General features: G+C 39.7%; 16 protein-coding genes and 1 tRNA gene. 4 read left to right on the forward strand and 13 right to left on the reverse strand.

The window, feature by feature from the left end; genetic code table 11:
* Positions 1-15: 15 nt before the first annotated feature.
* Together M2419_RS26475 and M2419_RS26480 are read right to left on the reverse strand one after the other, a co-directional pair.
* The gene (locus M2419_RS26475; protein WP_259256202.1) at positions 16-1,686 is read right to left on the reverse strand and encodes a PspC domain-containing protein; all 1,671 of its coding nucleotides are present in this window, start codon (positions 1,684-1,686) and stop codon (positions 16-18) included.
* A complete protein-coding gene (locus tag M2419_RS26480; RefSeq protein WP_046673104.1) occupies positions 1,679-2,050 on the reverse strand; it encodes a PadR family transcriptional regulator in 372 nt (123 codons plus the stop codon). Before M2419_RS26480 ends, M2419_RS26475 begins: the two co-directional genes overlap by 8 nt.
* A gap of 154 nt (positions 2,051-2,204) precedes the next feature.
* Here M2419_RS26480 and M2419_RS26485 point away from each other — a divergent pair, with 154 nt between their 5' ends.
* Positions 2,205-2,588 carry a VanZ family protein gene (locus M2419_RS26485; RefSeq protein ID WP_157698591.1) on the forward strand — a complete coding sequence of 128 codons (384 nt, stop codon included), beginning with the start codon at positions 2,205-2,207 and terminating at the stop codon, positions 2,586-2,588.
* Positions 2,589-2,778: 190 nt separating this feature from the next.
* On the opposite strand, the gene M2419_RS26490 is transcribed toward M2419_RS26485, so the two are convergent.
* The 6 genes from M2419_RS26490 to M2419_RS26515 form a co-directional block, all read right to left on the reverse strand.
* The gene (locus tag M2419_RS26490; RefSeq protein ID WP_088163299.1) at positions 2,779-3,477 is read right to left on the reverse strand and encodes a ComF family protein; all 699 of its coding nucleotides are present in this window, start codon (positions 3,475-3,477) and stop codon (positions 2,779-2,781) included.
* Between the two features lie 41 nt (positions 3,478-3,518).
* Positions 3,519-4,589 (reverse strand): 23S rRNA (adenine(2503)-C(2))-methyltransferase RlmN, encoded by a 1,071-nt coding sequence (gene rlmN, locus M2419_RS26495; protein ID WP_153844478.1) that lies wholly within the window; start codon positions 4,587-4,589, stop codon positions 3,519-3,521.
* Between the two features lie 104 nt (positions 4,590-4,693).
* On the reverse strand, positions 4,694-5,275 hold the full coding sequence (locus M2419_RS26500) for a tRNA-(ms[2]io[6]A)-hydroxylase (protein ID WP_153844479.1): 582 nt from the start codon (positions 5,273-5,275) through the stop codon (positions 4,694-4,696).
* Between the two features lie 71 nt (positions 5,276-5,346).
* Complete coding sequence (locus M2419_RS26505) at positions 5,347-6,387, reverse strand: Atu2307/SP_0267 family LLM class monooxygenase (protein ID WP_153844480.1); 1,041 nt, start codon at positions 6,385-6,387, stop codon at positions 5,347-5,349.
* 174 nt (positions 6,388-6,561) lie between these two features.
* Entirely contained in the window at positions 6,562-7,230 is a 669-nt protein-coding gene (locus M2419_RS26510; RefSeq protein WP_153844481.1) for an AcvB/VirJ family lysyl-phosphatidylglycerol hydrolase, read from the reverse strand.
* Positions 7,231-7,251: 21 nt separating this feature from the next.
* Positions 7,252-9,846: a phosphatidylglycerol lysyltransferase domain-containing protein gene (locus M2419_RS26515; RefSeq protein WP_153844482.1), complete on the reverse strand. Its 2,595-nt coding sequence runs from the start codon at positions 9,844-9,846 to the stop codon at positions 7,252-7,254.
* A gap of 125 nt (positions 9,847-9,971) precedes the next feature.
* Between M2419_RS26515 and M2419_RS26520 the strand changes: the two genes are divergently transcribed.
* Positions 9,972-11,207, forward strand: coding sequence for a glycosyltransferase family 4 protein (locus tag M2419_RS26520; protein ID WP_259256220.1), 1,236 nt, complete (start codon positions 9,972-9,974; stop codon positions 11,205-11,207).
* Between the two features lie 4 nt (positions 11,208-11,211).
* On the opposite strand, the gene M2419_RS26525 is transcribed toward M2419_RS26520, so the two are convergent.
* Both M2419_RS26525 and dcd read right to left on the reverse strand, forming a co-directional pair.
* Positions 11,212-12,312, reverse strand: coding sequence for an MBL fold metallo-hydrolase (locus M2419_RS26525; RefSeq protein WP_153844484.1), 1,101 nt, complete (start codon positions 12,310-12,312; stop codon positions 11,212-11,214).
* A gap of 8 nt (positions 12,313-12,320) precedes the next feature.
* Positions 12,321-12,857 carry a dCTP deaminase gene (gene dcd, locus M2419_RS26530; RefSeq protein WP_046673098.1) on the reverse strand — a complete coding sequence of 179 codons (537 nt, stop codon included), beginning with the start codon at positions 12,855-12,857 and terminating at the stop codon, positions 12,321-12,323.
* A gap of 119 nt (positions 12,858-12,976) precedes the next feature.
* Between dcd and M2419_RS26535 the strand changes: the two genes are divergently transcribed.
* Both M2419_RS26535 and M2419_RS26540 read left to right on the forward strand, forming a co-directional pair.
* A complete protein-coding gene (locus M2419_RS26535) occupies positions 12,977-13,618 on the forward strand; it encodes a 4'-phosphopantetheinyl transferase superfamily protein (protein ID WP_153844485.1) in 642 nt (213 codons plus the stop codon).
* 110 nt (positions 13,619-13,728) lie between these two features.
* A tRNA-Glu gene (locus tag M2419_RS26540) sits at positions 13,729-13,800 on the forward strand.
* Positions 13,801-13,938: 138 nt separating this feature from the next.
* On the opposite strand, the gene M2419_RS26545 is transcribed toward M2419_RS26540, so the two are convergent.
* The 3 genes from M2419_RS26545 to M2419_RS26555 form a co-directional block, all read right to left on the reverse strand.
* The gene (locus M2419_RS26545) at positions 13,939-14,562 is read right to left on the reverse strand and encodes a hypothetical protein (RefSeq protein WP_153844486.1); all 624 of its coding nucleotides are present in this window, start codon (positions 14,560-14,562) and stop codon (positions 13,939-13,941) included.
* A 240-nt stretch (positions 14,563-14,802) separates the two neighbouring features.
* Complete coding sequence (locus M2419_RS26550) at positions 14,803-16,143, reverse strand: BT_3987 domain-containing protein (RefSeq protein ID WP_159727555.1); 1,341 nt, start codon at positions 16,141-16,143, stop codon at positions 14,803-14,805.
* 22 nt (positions 16,144-16,165) lie between these two features.
* Complete coding sequence (locus M2419_RS26555) at positions 16,166-18,004, reverse strand: RagB/SusD family nutrient uptake outer membrane protein (RefSeq protein ID WP_153844488.1); 1,839 nt, start codon at positions 18,002-18,004, stop codon at positions 16,166-16,168.
* Positions 18,005-18,010 lie beyond the last annotated feature (6 nt).

Raw genomic sequence — 18,010 nt, forward strand, 5'->3', positions numbered from 1 at the left:
AAGACTTGGTTTATGTTATTTCTTTTTTGTCTCTATGGTAACACCATCTTTTTTGACATTAATAATGGTATCTCTGCGGATGACAACAGACGTATCAGTTGCGATTACTTCATTGCCTTCAGCATCTGTTTCGTCACTGTCATCTGACTTTTTGGGCGGTAAGGCACATTTCAACCCGAGTGACGTGACCACAAACTCGACGTCTTTTACATCCCTTAGGTCTTCACTATAACGGTCACGACATTCGTAAAATGAAATATCCCTTAATTTATCTTCCAAATTATCATTAATGATCAACTTGGTGCCTACTGGGAGAAACAAGGTAATATTGACTTCTTGATCCCGATAGAGTTCACCTTCATTCAACTGGAACGCATTGTCAAATGTTAATGACGTACTATCTTGTCTCAACGCATAGTTAATTTTACCTGCTCTGTCTGTTGCGACTTTATAGGAATTTCCTTTAGCCGAATACTCATAACGTACATAAGGTTCCTGTAGAGAATCGATACGTTCGACACGGATACGAATATTACGTCTCAGATAAGTAGAGAGGTTTTCGTTTTTTATACCCAAACCGCTTTTTACACCATTTTTTAAGCGGATTACCCGAATATCATTTTCATTTAAGTAATAAACAGCTTGTTTTTGCAGTGGCTTCTCTTCAACAATCGTACTGGACTCTTTGAATTCCTTTGCTACCGATGTAGCGTAGTAGATAATTGCGCCTATCGACGCCAACCAAACCAAAAACAAAGTGGTAGTTAAATAATTGTTCATTGGCTTTTTCTCGAAGAGAACGCGGAGAAGCAAATAGAACAATCCGGCAAAAGGGATAAAAATGGCCAAGAAACCCGCTATCAAAGCAAAAGGTACATCGCTCGGATTCATGAGATAAAAAGGACCAGAATCGTCCATGACGTCAGGAATTACGTTCACAATAGCCAGTGCAAAGAAAATAAGTCCAATAATCAACCCGATGAGCGTCAACCCAACGATAATAACAAAGAATACGCCGATGACTTTCACAAAGACCTGCAATAATTTAGCAACACTATCGCCTGTACGATCCATTCCCCTCGAAAATGAATCCCTCACCCCGCTCATTTCTTCATCGAAAGAACGCTTAAAGTTTTGAATATTCGGTGCTTCCCCACGCATTTCCATCTTATCTGCACGAGTTACAGCGAGCGGCATGACGATCCACAGGATGACATAGACCAATACACCCGATCCACCGATCACAACAAATAAAGCAAAGAGTAAGCGCACCCATTTGGCCTCAATGCCAAAAAAATGTCCCAGTCCACTACATACTCCACTGAAAACTTTGTCATCAGGGTCACGCATCAGCTTCTTCCCTACTTTAAAGCCGTCTGCATTTGGCTGGCGCTGAAAAGATGCATAACCATCCTGATCCTCAGATTCAAAATCACTTACACTCCCCATTTGCTCTATAACAGCATTAACATCGTCCATATTCAGAACTTCTTTGCTGCCCGCCTGAATCTTTTCGGTAAACATTTCAGAAATACGATTTTCGATGTCCTCTAAAATCTCCCGACTATCTTCCGATTGTCCAAAGTGCTTCTTTATATCAATCATGTAGGAGCGAAGCACCTCATAAGCATCCTCTTCAATATGGAAGACGATACTATTTATGTTGATAATTATTGTCTTATTCATCGTTATTGTCTTTAACTGGTTTAGTTGAATCATTGTTCCTACCCACCAATGACGTGTTTACAGCAAACACGAGCTCATTCCAGGTAACATCTAGTCGCGAAAGGACTTCTAACCCTTCTTGGGTAATTTCATAATATTTTCTAGGCGGACCTGAAGTCGACTCCTTCCATATATAGCTTAACAGGCCATTGTTTTTTAGACGTGTTAAAAGCGGATATAAGGTTCCTTCCACAACCAATAATTGAGCTTTCTTCAGTTCGCTGATAATATCGGAGGCATAAATTTCTCCTCGAGAAATTATGGATAGGATACAATATTCAAGTATCCCCTTCCTCATTTGGATTTGTGTATTTTCAGCTATCATAACAATACAAAGATATATGTATTTTATGGTACCATGCAATACATAGTACCATACAAAACAAAACAATTTTATTAAATCACTGATTTACAGCTGAATAATTTTTAAATTCATAATATTTTTATTTCTATCAGGAAATTTTTGGATATTTAACGCCATGATTAAAATCTTATTAGACTATAAGTGGTGTTTTATTTGGGCCATAATAGTTATTATTTTATGCACACTCCCGGGTAACAATTTTGACGCAGTTCCCGCATATCCAGGTATGGACAAATTAGTCCATTGTGGGATGTTTTTTGTTTTCTGTACGCTGCTTTACAATGGTGTTATCCAGCAATTCAGCGGTAAACCAACCCGCTGGCTTCCGATTTTTATCGTATCTATCCTCGGATTTTTATTTGCTGGACTGACAGAATTACTTCAGCTTTATATTTTTACTTATCGGAGCGGTGATTGGTGGGATTTATTTGCCGACAGCATCGGAATAGGGATGGCTGGCTTTGCCTATCTACTAAACTATGTCAACCGAAGGTTGTAAATACCGGGTTGATTTAGTTTTGACGATTTCGTTATCATTGAGTGCTTTACCAGATCTATATATTGGGTCTATATAATTAGCTACTTAAATTATAAGAATTCGCTTTAAATTATCTGAACGCGTTCTTCCGGGCTGTGAATTTTATTCCTTATTATTTTTAAATACCCATACGCTATGGACCAGATTGGACTTAGGCCCTTGCTAAAGTAGCAATAGATACCCGACAGTCAACAGCATCTAAGAGTGTTAATGCCGCGGAAACAATCGTAGCGCCTGTTGTTAACACATCGTCCACCAATAGAATGTGTACATTGGCCGGCACCCCAGTGGCCTGACAATCGAAAATATCACTTACATTTTCGTAACGGTCGAGTCGCCCCTTACCTGTTTGGCTAATTGTCGCTTTCTTTCTTACCAAAATATCTTCACGCAACGGGATTTCCATCGCTCTGGACAAACCTCTCCCAAAGTAAGTGGATTGATTATAACCTCTTTTTCGGAGTTTGCTCTTATGTAATGGCACAGGAACAATACAATCGATATCCTGATAGGCCTTTACTTCTATTAATTTTAAGCCGTATAGATAACCAAAATATTCCGCAAGAAAGGGTTGATTATTGTATTTAATCTGATAAATGAGGTGCTCTACACGGCTATCCTTTTGCATTAACAAAAAAGAACAGGCCTCTTCCACTGGAGCTTTCCCCCAAAGCTGTCTTGCGGTATCGTTATCTGAATATTCGTGAAAGTTAGTATAAGGCAAGTGGAAATCGCATGCTATACAAATAAACTTTTCCTGATATTTTAGCACACAGCCACAACAGCCACATTCTCTTGGAAAAAAGATGGATACAAAATCGCTAAAAAGTTTATTTAATTCGGATTTCATCTGGTTAATTCCCCTATTAAAGATAGGAACTATCCTTCAGATTATGCCTCGGATTCCTCCTTTTTCTCATCCTTGATTGCTAATTGTCCGCAGGCTGCATCGATATCTTTACCACGGCTACGTCTCACATTCGTGATTATACCTTGACTTTTTAGATAATTTGCAAATACCTCGATTTTATCTGCTTCAGCATTCAAGAAATCGGCCAGTGCGATAGGATTATATTCAATCAGGTTGACCTTACAAGGAACGTGTTTACAGAACTTGGCAAGTTCTTTAGCATCCTCCAATTCGTCATTGAAATTGTTAAAGACAATATATTCAAATGTAATTGGACTTTTTGTCTTTGCATAAAAATACTTGAGGGCTTCTGCCAGAGCTTTTAGTGAGTTCTGCTCATTGATAGGCATAATTTCATTCCGCTTTTTATCATTTGCAGCGTGCAAAGAAAGTGCAAGATTAAAACGCACCTGATCATCACCCAATTTCTTAATCATTTTTGCGATGCCAGCAGTGGAAACAGTGATCCGCTTGGCAGCCATATTTAATCCATCGGGAGCCGTAATGCGCTCAACCGACTTCATCATATTGGCATAGTTCAGCAAAGGCTCACCCATCCCCATATAAACGATATTTGTCAGTGGCTGCCCATAATTCTCTTCGGCTTGCTTGCTGATCAGAACGACTTGATCATAGATCTCATCGGCATTGAGGTTCCTTTTACGGTCCATATAGCCTGTTGCACAGAACTTACAGGTCAAGCTGCAACCCACCTGTGAGCTTACACAGGCTGTCATTCGCTCCGGAGCAGGGATCAATACCCCCTCAATGATATTATTGTCATACAGCCAAAAACTACTCTTAATTGTTTTATCTGAGCTGATCTGAGATTCTTTAACTGTAACTGCATTGATCGTAAAATTCGCTTTCAGCTTCTCACGAAGGGGCTTACTTAAATTGCTCATCTCATCAAAATCTACACAGGACTTTACCCAGATCCATTCATAAATCTGCTTCGCACGAAAGCCCTGCTCCCCCAACGCTGTAAGTTGATCTTTGATCTGATCCAAAGACAAACTCCTGATATCTATTATTTTACTTTTTTCAATCACGGTACAAAGATAAGAATAAATAAGTGACAAAAAATCCCGTTCTAAGAAATAGAACGGGACAACTGTTATGTATGTGTTTTAAAATAGGTAGGAGCGAGATCCAATTAGCCATGAATGGCTTCTTTACTTCCGTACGACTGAATTAACTTCCCTTCAAAATCCAACCACTCCTTCCAACGCTTTTCTACGTCGACGTCTACGGTATATTTGCGTGCAAAATTTAAAAATGTTGTATAATGATTTGCCTCAGATACCATTAAATCATGGTAAAACTTCGCAAGATCTTTATCTTGAATATTTTGCGAGAGCACTCTAAAACGTTCGCAGCTTCGGGCTTCGATCATCGCCGCGAATAATAAACGGTCAATAAAAGCCATATTTCTACTGCCATCTTTTTTAGAGAATTTCATCAATTGGCCAACATAATCATCTTTTCTTTCACGACCCAAGGTATAGCCACGTTCTTTGATGATATCAATAACCATCTTAAAATGTTCCATCTCTTCGATAGCAATTGCTGTCAGTTCATGCACTAAATCTTCGTATTCTGAGTTGTTTGTGATTAATGATATTGCATTTGAAGCAGCCTTTTGCTCACACCAGGCATGATCAGTCAAAATTTCTTCTAAATTTCCTTCTGCGATGTTTGCCCATCGCGGATCTGTCAACAACTTTAATCCAAGCATCTTACTCTCTAAAATGATTTACGCCACAAAGGTAGCGAATATCTCAGCGTTAAAAAAATGATAATCGCTCTTTAGGCATCTTTATGAAGAGCCTTTCGAATTTCAGGTGCTATTTTTTCGCCAAAAATCTCAATAGAACGGAGCATCTCTTTATGTCCAGGGGCGCCCACATCCATGTGTGCAGAGAAACGTGTCAATCCGAATTTCTCCTGTATTTGCAAAATTTTATCTACGGCATAGGCAGCATCTCCAACAATGAGGTGTCCCCTTGAAGAACGCCCAAAGTCATATTGTGTACGTTGGTATGGAGGCCATCCGCGACTCGCCCCTATGCGATCCATTTGAGAAGAGTAAACAGGATAATAATAATCTGCTATTTGGGTACTATTGTCACCAAAGAAGGCATGCATGTGCACTCCAACTTGAAAATTAGCCATATCATGCCCATTGTCTTCATAAGCTTGGCGGTACATATCAAATAAGTGGTCGAAGCTTTCGTACATGCCACCGATGATAGCAAACATCACTGGTAAACCTAGTTTTCCTGCACGGATAACAGAAGATGTTGTACCTCCTACGGCAACCCAAATTGGCAGTGATCCATTTTTAGGCCGTGGGAAGACTTCTTGATTGATTAGCGGAGCTCTAAAATTTCCACGCCAAGTAATTGGATTTTGCTTGTTCAATCGTAGCAAAAGCTCAAGTTTCTCTTCAAATAATTCGGAATAATCTTTCAGATCATAACCAAATAAAGGGAAAGATTCAATGAAGGATCCTCTTCCAGCCATCAGCTCAGCACGTCCATCGGATAAAAGATCGACTGCCGCGAAATCCTGAAATAATTTAACAGGATCCGCAGAACTCAATACCGAAACTGCACTACCCAATTTAATATTTTTGGTAACTGTAGAAGCCGCAGCCAAGATAATTTCAGGTGCTGCAACCGCATAATCTGCCCGGTGATGCTCCCCGATTCCAAAGAAATCCAATCCTACTTGATCCATAAGCTTGATCTCTTCAATAATTTCTTTCATTCTATCTTGTGCTGCCTGGATCTGACCTGTAACAGGATCTATCCTCGAGTCACCAAACATTCCTATTCCTAATTCCATAATTGTCTATTTAAATTCTAAATCAAAATTAAGACCTTCTTCATTTAATTAAATTGATGTAGGACAAGAAATCTGATTAGCTTCAGAGCTTTCACCGATTTTGACAAGGTAAAAGGCCTATCGCTACTGTATAACCACCATAAAGGAAAGCTAGCAGACAATAACCCCGCCCAATTAGAAGAGAGCGATCGTATTCTTCGCTACCTGGTCTGCATTCCCACTAAAATGATGGCCCCCGGAGAGGTATTTTTTTGTAAAATTCTTAAGTGTAATTTTTTGTATAGGAAAATCGGCTTCGTCATCACCAAGAATGACGCCCGTTTTGACTCCATCCATGCGATTGATTTCAGAGACGACATCAAGACTTCGCTTTGTATTACTACGGCCTAAAATATCAGCTATATGGATCTCCAGATCTGTAGACACGGATGGTTCCAATAGAACAACACTCTTTACATTTTTTTTAACAACTGGATCCAAGCGGTTAATAATAAAAGGGACCGCATCTGCTCCAAATGAATACCCAACGATGAAAAGACGCATATTCTGCCGTGAGGATAGCAAAGTCTTCAAGGTATTAGAAATATCTCCTGCTATCTCATTCGGGCTTTTCTTCTTCCAGAAATAATTTTTTGAATCAAGAGCTGCGACAGTATATCCTGCTCCAGCAATCAGCTCACAAAGCTTGTTAGAGAATGAATTAAATCCACCATCTCCACTCAGATAGAGAACCAGAGGTAGTACAGCTTTATTATTCCAATATTTCATGTCAATCAAACGTTGTTGAGCAAAAGCATGAAATGCTATGCTACCAATTATAAATAAAGTGGCTAATTTTTTCATCTGTATGAGATCTACATGAAGCTATTCATTCGGTTTCATCACTTTGACCAGTGCAACAGGAAGTTGTAAGAGATCAAAATCGTTATCAAATATAAGGTATTTATTTTCCCAAAATGTCGCATACTTCTCTTTGAAATCACGCAGACTATGGTAATGTTTAAAGTTTCCCAATCGTGTTGAGGCAAACTTCATAATCTTTTCAGCGGGACTATCTGTCGCTCCCAAGCCCGTCATTGGCACCATTCCCAAATTTAGATAGACATACTTTTTAGCTTTAGCATATGTAATAAGCTCAACAATCAATGCATCCATACTCCCACCTGGCGCGTCAAGCGACTTTCGGATCATATCATAAGTACACTCATCTTTAGCATAATCGGGAATAATATTCAGAAAGGCGACAATATTATTTTGCTCATTTTTCAATACAATAATATCTTGCATAATAAGCTCATTTTCATCAAACATCCCTTGCGAAAAAACCATTTCCTTTTTGTCAAATTCTTTCAACCATTCATTGGAAATCAAGCTTAACTGGTCTATGATTGCTTTTTCCTGCGGTGCTTTCAACACTTCTGTTGTAAAACCCTTTTTTTGAATCGCATTAAGTCCATTACGTAATGACTTACGGTCTTTTCCTTCTAGCTTGAATGTTTCCAATTCTAATACAGCCTCCTGTCCAATGGTGATCTTCTGTTTACGAAGGGATGAGAAATGAACCAAGCTATTTTCATCAACACGGTAATAAATCGCCTTTAAACCATTCGCGTAACAGTATTGATCAAATTCATGAACCAGCTCTTCCTTATCTCCCTGTTCACAGACAGGTTCATCCAATACAATAGCAAATTCATTCGCCAGGCGATAAGCGGTAAATCCCTCCGAGACTTCTGAGAAGAACAAACTCTTATCTTTTCCCAATTTAAAGAAGTCCATCGGAGACTGTCCAAACTCAATTAGTAATTGTTCTGCATGCTCCATTTCGGAGCTACTCGAATCTTCGTCATCAATCAGCCGAGGACGTGCAAGTGCGTAGATCAATAAGAACCAACAAAATAGCCCCAAAACTTGGGTGATGCGCAAAAATTCTTGACCAAAAGCTGTTTGTGGCATCAATTCATCATCTGCAAACAACAGAAAACTCCGTGCCGTATGATATATTGATTGTCCCCATGTAAAGTCTAGCCCGAAATGTTGCTTATCAATGAAGTAAAAACTCAACACATCAAACAGGCATATCGCTATCAGAGCGACAAAAAATGTGATAAACCCAATTCTTACCCAACGAATATTACTCTTGATGCGATATTGTTTATAGCTCATTGCCAATAAAATCAAGGTCAATAAAGCAACCGAAGCTTCTTCATAATCTAACGCTTTAAATACATGGCCAAACAGCGACAAAGCACTAAACACCACGGCGATCCAGAACGCAATACGGAAACCTTTAATCAAGTAGGCTGAAGTAACCAATAGTCCTAAGCCCAAAACCAATACCATAAATTTAGAAGCATGAATTGCTTCTAGCGGTAAATAAAAACGATCCAGTTTCATTCGGTCCGCCAAAGGAGGCGTCAATACAGAAACAAGATTTACCACGCCTAAGAAGAAAATAAGCAGCGCTGGTCCAATACGTGCCAGCAATTGCTTACCACGCCATGCAAAGGCAAGGATCCCCAAGAGTAATGGAAGCCAAAATTCGAATGCCCGATAGAGAATCGTGATTCCTAAGCCCTCGGCCTGCGAATAACCGTATGCTTTAAAAATATACAGCATGGTCAGCTCTACAGCCCCAAGGCCCCGTAGAAAAGGAGAAACAATCATCAATACGACCGAAACAGTATAGGCAATAGCCGCAGCCTCGAAGGAGTGGTCCAAACCAAGAGCATACATACTTACAAAGGCATGGGCAATACCGCAGCATTCGACGACCATGGACGCTAACATGGTACCCAACAAATATTTTAGCTTGACTTCCCCTGAAAATATTTCATCGATATTAGAGGCTACAGCAGGAAACTTTAATTCGACCCAGCGATAGATGCCTTTGTGTGTTCGAAAAGACCAAACGAACCAAAATACGACAGCCAGGAGCAGTCCCAAAACCACCAATGAGATCCAGGCATCACCAAAATTTTTATTATGCCAGATCGTATACAATATAACAGGTACACCAATCATAAAGACCGTCAGTAGTCCGACATAGCCATACAGCGCCCCTGCTTGGTGAATTTGCGTCGTATTTAAATTTCTTTTCCGCAACTCCGTTGTTGTATATGCCAAAGAACTAATCCCACCCGCTGGGAGAAACACACTGAGTAAATTTCTCTTCAGGAAAAGATCAATGGCGATTCTCAGATTAATAGAAAGGCCGATCGCTTTAAAACTCTGCACATACATCAATCCCTGAAGCACAATATAAACGATGGTAATTCCAACTCCAACTGAAACCCAGGTTAGGTTAGCCGCGCGCAACTGCGGAATAATTGCCGCAAGCTCTTTCCGCTCATTTCTAAAAAATACGAAGGCCAATAAGATAACCAAAACAGCTATTAGTTCCTTCCAATAGGTCTTTGGTGAAAAATGTCGAATCCGTTGAGCAATAGTTTTGGCCATATGATCGTTTAATGATGAATAACCTTTAAATATATTATAAACACTAAAATAAAGCTAATCGTTTGAAAATGACTAATTGTTAATTTTTCGTAAATTCTTTTCACATTAATCAGTAATTTTCCTGCATGAAAGAGAAAAAGGTTTTGTTCATCGGACTTGTGTGGCCAGAGCCAACATCTTCAGCAGCGGGCTTTCGCATGATGCAATTAATTGACACATTCTTGAATGGCTTTTCTCAGATTACTTTTGTCTCAGCGGCGGCTAAATCACCTTATAGCGCCCCTTTACAATCACTGGGTGTGCATGAGCAAGCAATCGTGCTAAATAGCGATAGCTTTGATAAATTTATCATTCAACTTCAACCCGACATTGTTGTATTTGATCGCTTTATGGTGGAGGAGCAATATGGTTGGCGCGTTGCCCAGCAATGCCCTAACGCACTTCGCGTACTCGACACGGAAGACTTGCATTTTTTACGCCAGGCGAGGCAGGCGTCCGTCAAAAATAAAGGTGATTTCTCCTTTCAAGAGTTATTTACAGATACCGCTAAACGGGAAATTGCCTCAATTCTGCGAAGTGACCTCTCCTTGATTATCTCCGAATCCGAAATGAAGATTCTTATTGAAGAATTTCGAATTTCACCCGACATCCTCTATTACCTCCCTTTCCTTGAACATGAGATCAGTTCTACTGAAATTAATCAATGGAAGCCCTTTGAAGAGCGTAAGAACTTACTATTTATCGGAAATTTTATCCATGAGCCGAACTGGCATACGGTTCAATATCTAAAAACACAAATCTGGCCCCAATTACGGAAGATGCTTCCCAAAGTAGAATTGCACATTTATGGAGCCTATGCAACCCAAAAAGTACTCCAGTTAAACAACTCTAAGGAGAATTTCCTGATCAAGGGCCGAGCGGAATCTGCTCGTCTTACCATGGAAAACTACCGTGTACTGGTAGCTCCAATTCAATTTGGTGCCGGTGTGAAAGGAAAGTTTATCGACGCTATGCAGACAGGCACGCCATCTGTCACCACGACAGTTGGAGCAGAAGCCATGAAGGGTAATTTGGATTGGAATGGTTTTATCGAAGACGATCCCGAAACTTTCTGCAGAAAGACTGTCGAGCTCTACGAAAACGAAGATCTTTGGAAAACGGCCCAAGAACATGGTATCCGTATTATCAACGAGCGTTATGAAAAACGAAAATATCAGGCCGACTTTATGACGAATCTATCTTTGTTAAAAGTGCAGATTGACAGGCACCGCCAACAAAACTTTATTAGTCAGATATTGTTGCACCACACGATGCAGAGCACAAAATATATGTCTTTATGGATTGAGGAAAAAAATAAATAGATCTTTAGTTGACTTCACGCCACCAAGGCGCGTATACTGTATCTAATCTATTAAAATGGATCATTTCCCCTATTTTTGGCGTAAGGAGAGTGATCTGTTCTTTGTTCGCTGTCTCGTAAAATTTCTCCATTGGCTCTTTCCAGTCGTGCATAGCCAACGCGAACTTAGAAGAATGAACGGGCAAAATAGCTTGAGCTTTCAGATCCTTCGTTTCAGCAGCCCATTCGTCAGGTAAGGAATGGATATAATGCCAGGCATCGTTATACTGGCCATTTTCCAAGATTGCTAAATCAAATGGACCGAACTGGTCACCTATCTTTTTGAAGTGCTTACCATATCCGCTGTCTCCACCCAAGAAAATAGTGTACTGGGAAGTTTTTAACACAAAGGATGTCCACAAGGTATTATTCCGTGTAAATCTTCGTCCCGAAAAGTGCCTTGCGGGTGTGAAGGTTACCTGAAAATCGGGCGCCAGTTTTATCTGGTCGTACCAGTCACCCTCGATGATCTGATCGGACTTATATCCCCAAGATTCAAAATGCGCCCCCACGCCAAGACCACAAATCACCCGACCGACTTTATCCCTCAATTTCACAACAGTCTCATAGTCCAGATGATCGTAATGATCATGAGAGATAAACAAATAATCAATTTTCGGAAAAACCATCGTCGCATAGTCGACAGACATCTTAAATGCTTTATTGCTCCCTGGGATAGGAGAAGCATTTGGGCTGAACACCGGATCAACCAATATTAATTTTCCATCTAACTTCAACAGGTAGGAGGAGTGACCAAACCAAATCAGAACGTCATCTGCGGGAAGATGTGCTAAATCGCATTCCATAGCAGGCAATACGTTGATCGGTTTCAAGTGGGGATTTTTGTTGAAAAGGAAATCCCACAGCAAAGAGACCATATTCACATCGCCTTTCAACGATGGCGTTACTTCGAGATTATGAAAAACACCATTTTTAAAATTTGGTGACTGTTTCATACGTTCAAGCCGAGCTCCTTTGAAACTTCCACCAAACATTGGATGAACAAAATAATAGAGTACTCCACTGATGAGAACAATCAATAGAGCCCCTAAAATAATCCATCCCATATTCCGCATCAGAAATTATTCTTCCACATCATGGATTCCACCGGGCGGATGGTCTTGCCATTGTATTTTGCGTTACCTTTGGTATTATAAAATGTTTCGATATCGCCTTCTACAGCAAAATAGATCAATTGTCCAATAGGCATTCCCGCGTAAACCCGAACAGGTTGGGCAACCGAAATTTCCAAGGTCCAGGTATTACAGAAACCGACATCACCCTTTCCTGCAGTTGCATGGATATCTATCCCTAAGCGACCAGTACTCGATTTGCCTTCTAAAAAAGGAACATGCTTATGCGTTTCGGTATACTCTTGCGTAACGCCTAAATAAAGGGTATTGGGTTCCAATACAAACCCTTCTTCCGGGATTTCAAAATGCTGAATTTCATTGTGTTTCTTGGCATCAAGGACACGGTCTGCATACGTTGCCAAATATTTCCCCAAATGCACATCGTAGGAATTTGTTCCCAAACATTTACGATCAAATGGTTGAATGACAATACTGCCATTTTCAATCTCTTCGAGAATTCTTTTATCAGATAAAATCATGTGTATCAAAATAGCAAAAGCGTCAGGCAATGCTATACAAATTCAAAAATACAGTTCTCCCACTAATTTTACTTCATTTTTCCAAACAAAAATCTGGGATTTGTTTTTTAAATTTGGGTATGAGTCTAGTGTATCTACGTGAAATTGATAATCAAACCAAATTTGCAATTTGGCGAATTGAGGAATCGGACGACGATTTACTGTCGAAACTTCAATTGGATGAACGTGAAAAAGCAAAATTAGGGTCCTTCAATAAAGGGAAAAGACGGTTACATTGGCTTGCCACACGTGTTCTCCTGCGAACCCTATTGAACACATCCCGTTATATCGAATGTCCTTCGGATGCAAATGGCAAGCCTTATCTCGCTAATTTTCCCCAAAAAATATCACTTTCACACTCATTTGATTATGCAGCAGCTATGATCAGTACAAAAGGTGAAGTTGGTATCGACATGGAAATCATCAAAACAAAAGTAGAGCGCATCCAACATAAGTTCCTAAAACCTGCGGAGCTTGCATTCATCGCCCAAGATGAGAGCCGATATGAGCAGCTTTATGCTTGCTGGTGCGCCAAAGAAGCGATTTATAAACTTCAAGGCAATGCGGGGGTCTCCTTCTTGAACAACATGACCATACAACCATTCGAATACCAAACACAAGGCATATTAAAACTTGAACTCGACAGCGATCAAAATAAACATATTTATGATGTATATTACGAGAAGTTTAATGAATATATGCTCGCCTACGCTGTAGAATAGGTCCTTTAAAAAAATAATTTTTCTCAATTTCAATGAATTAGCATCCAAACAGCACTTTTTTTTTGCGCTTTTTGAAAAAGCTTCTATATTTGCATCATCGAAAACGATATGGCCCGTTCGTCTAGGGGTTAGGACGCAAGATTTTCATTCTTGAAACAGGGGTTCGATTCCCCTACGGGCTACAAAAAGCGACTTCAAAAGAGTCGCTTTTTCTATTTAAAGCCTACACCTTTTTAATGCCTTTGATAAGCATATTGCCTCTCAAAAAAATCAATAGAAATCTATTACCAGCGTAGTCAAAAGCATACAGCTTAGTTGTTTTACTTCCTATCTAAAGGTTCAAAATTTTCAAGCCGCATTACCTGTGCAAATTGTATCAGTTCAGCTTTTAATTGTTCGATCGTCAAATTGTCTACCTTTTTAGGCGAGTAAACTTTAATTAATGAATCAATGTCTAAATATATTCTATCCTGCTTGGAACTTGCCACGAAAGCCATAAAGCGTTCTCTTTCTACTTTTGGATGCTTAACTAAAGCCCTAAATTCAATATTACTCGGAAATCCCATGATTACATTGAACTGTATTCGATAACCATCAATTACAATCTCTTTGATTTCTTCGGTAAAATTCCATTTCGATTTTTCATTAATATAGGCTGTAGCAAATCCTATCCGATCCAATTCATCGAATGGCTGTATATTAAGTGCTTTCTTCTTAACCCATATTTTATTCAGCCAGGTCAAGTAAGTCATTCCGACTAAGAAAAGAGGGAATATAACGGACCCTAACAGAAAAACGCTGATGAAAAGAGTCCAGGTAGGATAATCTCCATTCGCAATAGAAATTGCCATGGGAAGGATAACAAAGAGTACGGTAAAACTTAACGATAATATCTTGAATGCTAAGAAGAATTTATGCTTATTGAGTTCTAAAAAGTTATTCATTATAATGTAGTAATATAGCTCGGTATAAAGGATAGCTGCTTGACAAATAAATATACTAGGGAAGTCGAAACTTCCGGCTTAGGCCATTCAGCATCACCTAATTCAGCGCAAAAGTATCAAATAAGAACAAATATTAAAAAAGTAAAAAAGTCACTCCGGAAAATGGAGTGACTTTCAGCTCTACCAGATTGCAAGCTAGACTATACTTGAAGTTGTATTATGTCTAATCTCGGATGCATTTTATAGTCCTTTAACATATACTTCTGCTATAGCGGATGAAGGAGGACGATTACTTGCTGTTACTGTACATTTTAAATAACGGGCTTTTGTTGTCGGAACATTAACGGCCAACGTTGATTTGGGACTATTTGTTCCAAAATCAATCTTTCCTAATGGAACATATGTTTTATTATCATTACTAGCCGAAAACTCAACAACTTTTAAATCATTATTCCAAAGTCGCCTTGTCAATTCAATCATCATCACATTATATTCTTTGCCAAAATCTATAATCACGTAATGTGGCAACGGTGGTTCTCCGCCCATCCATATGTTATGCCAGAAAGTATCTGGGTTTCCGTCCAGTATATTTTCCTTTTCACCACCGCCAATCCATTCGGAAGAAGCAGCGATGACCTTCCAGCCACTACGTGGAATATCCGGCGGCTGAAATGAAACAGGAACTAATATTGTCGAAGCAACGGGGTTAATACTATTTTTTGAAACAGACTTAATCCGTAAAGGCAAAGCATATTCTCCGAATAAATTGGTTGATCCATCAATAAGTCCCTTTTTTTGAATGGTGTATGAGAAACTCGCTTTATTCTCCTTCTCAGCAATTTTATAAGGTGCAGGCAAAAGCTGATAAGCCGCTTTCGGCAGTAATTTCAACTTCTTATCATCTGATACCGTCCCATTGTAATCATCCAAAATCATGGGATCTACTTCAATTTCGTAGTCAAGATTCCATTGATTAGGATAGTTTGTCACCAATGTAGCTTCTCCTATAACTTGTTCAGCACTAGTGGGGCTTAATTTGATTTGATCCAGCTGCAGTCCTGGCGATGTGAACTCCAAAAAAGGATCTTTAACGTTGGGGATGAGCAATGTAGTTGCCATTTCAGGTTTCAGCGCATGCAATCCTTCAGCTTCAATACGACAGGGAAGCACATACAACTCCTTATACTTTCCCTGCAACGCTTTTATACGTTCGCTATCAAAAACAATTGCTATATCATGTAAATAGTCTTTTTTTGAAAATTCTAAAGCGGTATTGTCGATTTTATAGCAATCTGGGGGGAGCAACTTATAGTTTGTACCCTCTTGCGCATTATATGCCGCTAGATAAGCTTCGTCAATCTTAAAGTTGACCTTTGCTTCCTGCTGTCCAATTCCAGCCTTCACAACAGTTACATTATAATCAAACTTTCCCCAGTCAAATACCGTTATTTTATTCTCTTTAAAGTCTCTGAAATAAATGGTGTCATCGACCATATTATTCATTCGATCATCCTTTTGACATCCATTCATCAAAACCAATGTCAGTAGGAAAATACAATAGGAAATACAATTTCTCATCATTTTCTGTATTAGTAAATAAGTACTACCATCCATAGTTTTGCGTCATGTTGACCATCTCACTCAGTTGCTGCTGATGTATCGGAAAGAAATAGTGTTTTGCTTGAAATACCCGTTTGCCAGGGAAGACATCTTTTGTGCGTTCCCATGAAGTCTCATAGGTTGTCGCTGCAACATTGCGTGTGTAATAAGGTTCATTCATTTCCTGTTCTGCAATCATCCATGTTCTTAAATCCGGATAGCGATGTCCTTCAAAAGCCATTTCTACCATGCGCTCTTTACGAAGAAGTCCTCGAAGCAATTCTTTATTTCCCAAGACTTCAGGATAAGCCTCCTCCAATTTATTCAATCCGCTGCGTTGGCGAACGAGATTAACATATTTCAAGGCCTCAGTTTCATTTCGGTTTGGCTTTTCATTACATGCTTCAGCATAATTGAGGTATATCTCTGCCAAGCGATAAAAAGGCCAGGCAAACTGTCCCCAGTTTCCAGATTCTATATCGTTTGTTGGGTCACTCATCCTCCGCCAGAGATATCCCGATTTTACACAGTCGCCAGTTTTGGTATAGGTCGATGTTCCTCCATCGAAAAACGTCACCTTTTTGTCGCCATGCAACCTATTAATCCAGTACATTCCATTCGCCAGAATAGATGCATAAAAACGTGCATCACGTCCCACACAACTGTTATGTGCTTTAAAGGCAGCAAAATTGTCCAATGGATGCACATAGTTATCTGTAAATCCAGTTTCTTGGTAACCAGATTTTTCATCAATAATAGGTTGGCCATTGCTATTGTAGCCCGTAATTGGATAACGTCCAGAGCTCGCCATTGGATAAGAATCGACCAATTTCAATGAAGGAGCATATCCACCCCAGCCCATCGTAACGACTCGCGGCGGCGCGGTACGAACATTATAATTAAAGCCATCGTCTGACCAGCGGCCCCAAATAATTTCCGAATTCCACTTTTCAAAATAAATACCCATATATGATTTTATCGCACGACGAAAGTTGTTCGTCTCTTTATTATCCTGATACAGGGTATATAAATTTAGATTAATGAGATCTTTAGCCGCTTGGGCAGCTAGCTCCCATTTAGTAGGATCAACAGTTTGAGGAAACAGGAATTCACCATTTCTATTCTTCAAACCCACATATAATTTCGCTCCATTAAATAACGGTCGTGCCATGTACAACAATAACTCTGATTTAGCGGCCATTACTGCACCTTTGGTCAAGCGACCATACCAGGCCTGATCGGTAATCTCCTTAGGTAATACAGCAGTTGCTTTATCAAATTCCGAGAGTATAAAATTAACGTTGGCTTCCAAGGACATGCGATCCACTGTCTTAGCATCGATCTTATCGTCTGCAGCACGATCACCCCAAACAAATACAGGCCCGTAGCGTTTTAACAATAGGTAATAAAAATAAGCACGTAAAAACCTGGCTTCCGCCTTCATCGTACTTTTAGTAGATTCATTGAGCTCTACGTTTTTATCAACATTATTGATAAAAATGGTCGCCTGGTTAATGCCTTGATAATTATGTACCCATGTCGCATAATCATCTGTTGTCACCCCCCAACCTCCATTTGTGAAGTTGAGCCAAGGTACCCATGCTACCCAGGAGAACAGCGCTTCATCGCTAAGCGGCACATTCCCCCCCTCACTATTAAATAGATCATGTTCAATGGGCAAGTAACCATATACTTGCGCGAGATACCGTTCGGTTGTTGTACGCTTCTGAAAGGTTTCATCAAGGGTCTTCTGGTTTGCCAAATCCACATCCAAATACTTACTGCATGCCCCAAAGAAAACCGGTACTAAAAGACAAGTCAAGAGGTAAATATATTTTTTCATCGTTTT

The organism is Sphingobacterium sp. BIGb0116, assembly GCF_024808035.1.
Lineage (GTDB): Bacteria > Bacteroidota > Bacteroidia > Sphingobacteriales > Sphingobacteriaceae > Sphingobacterium > Sphingobacterium paramultivorum.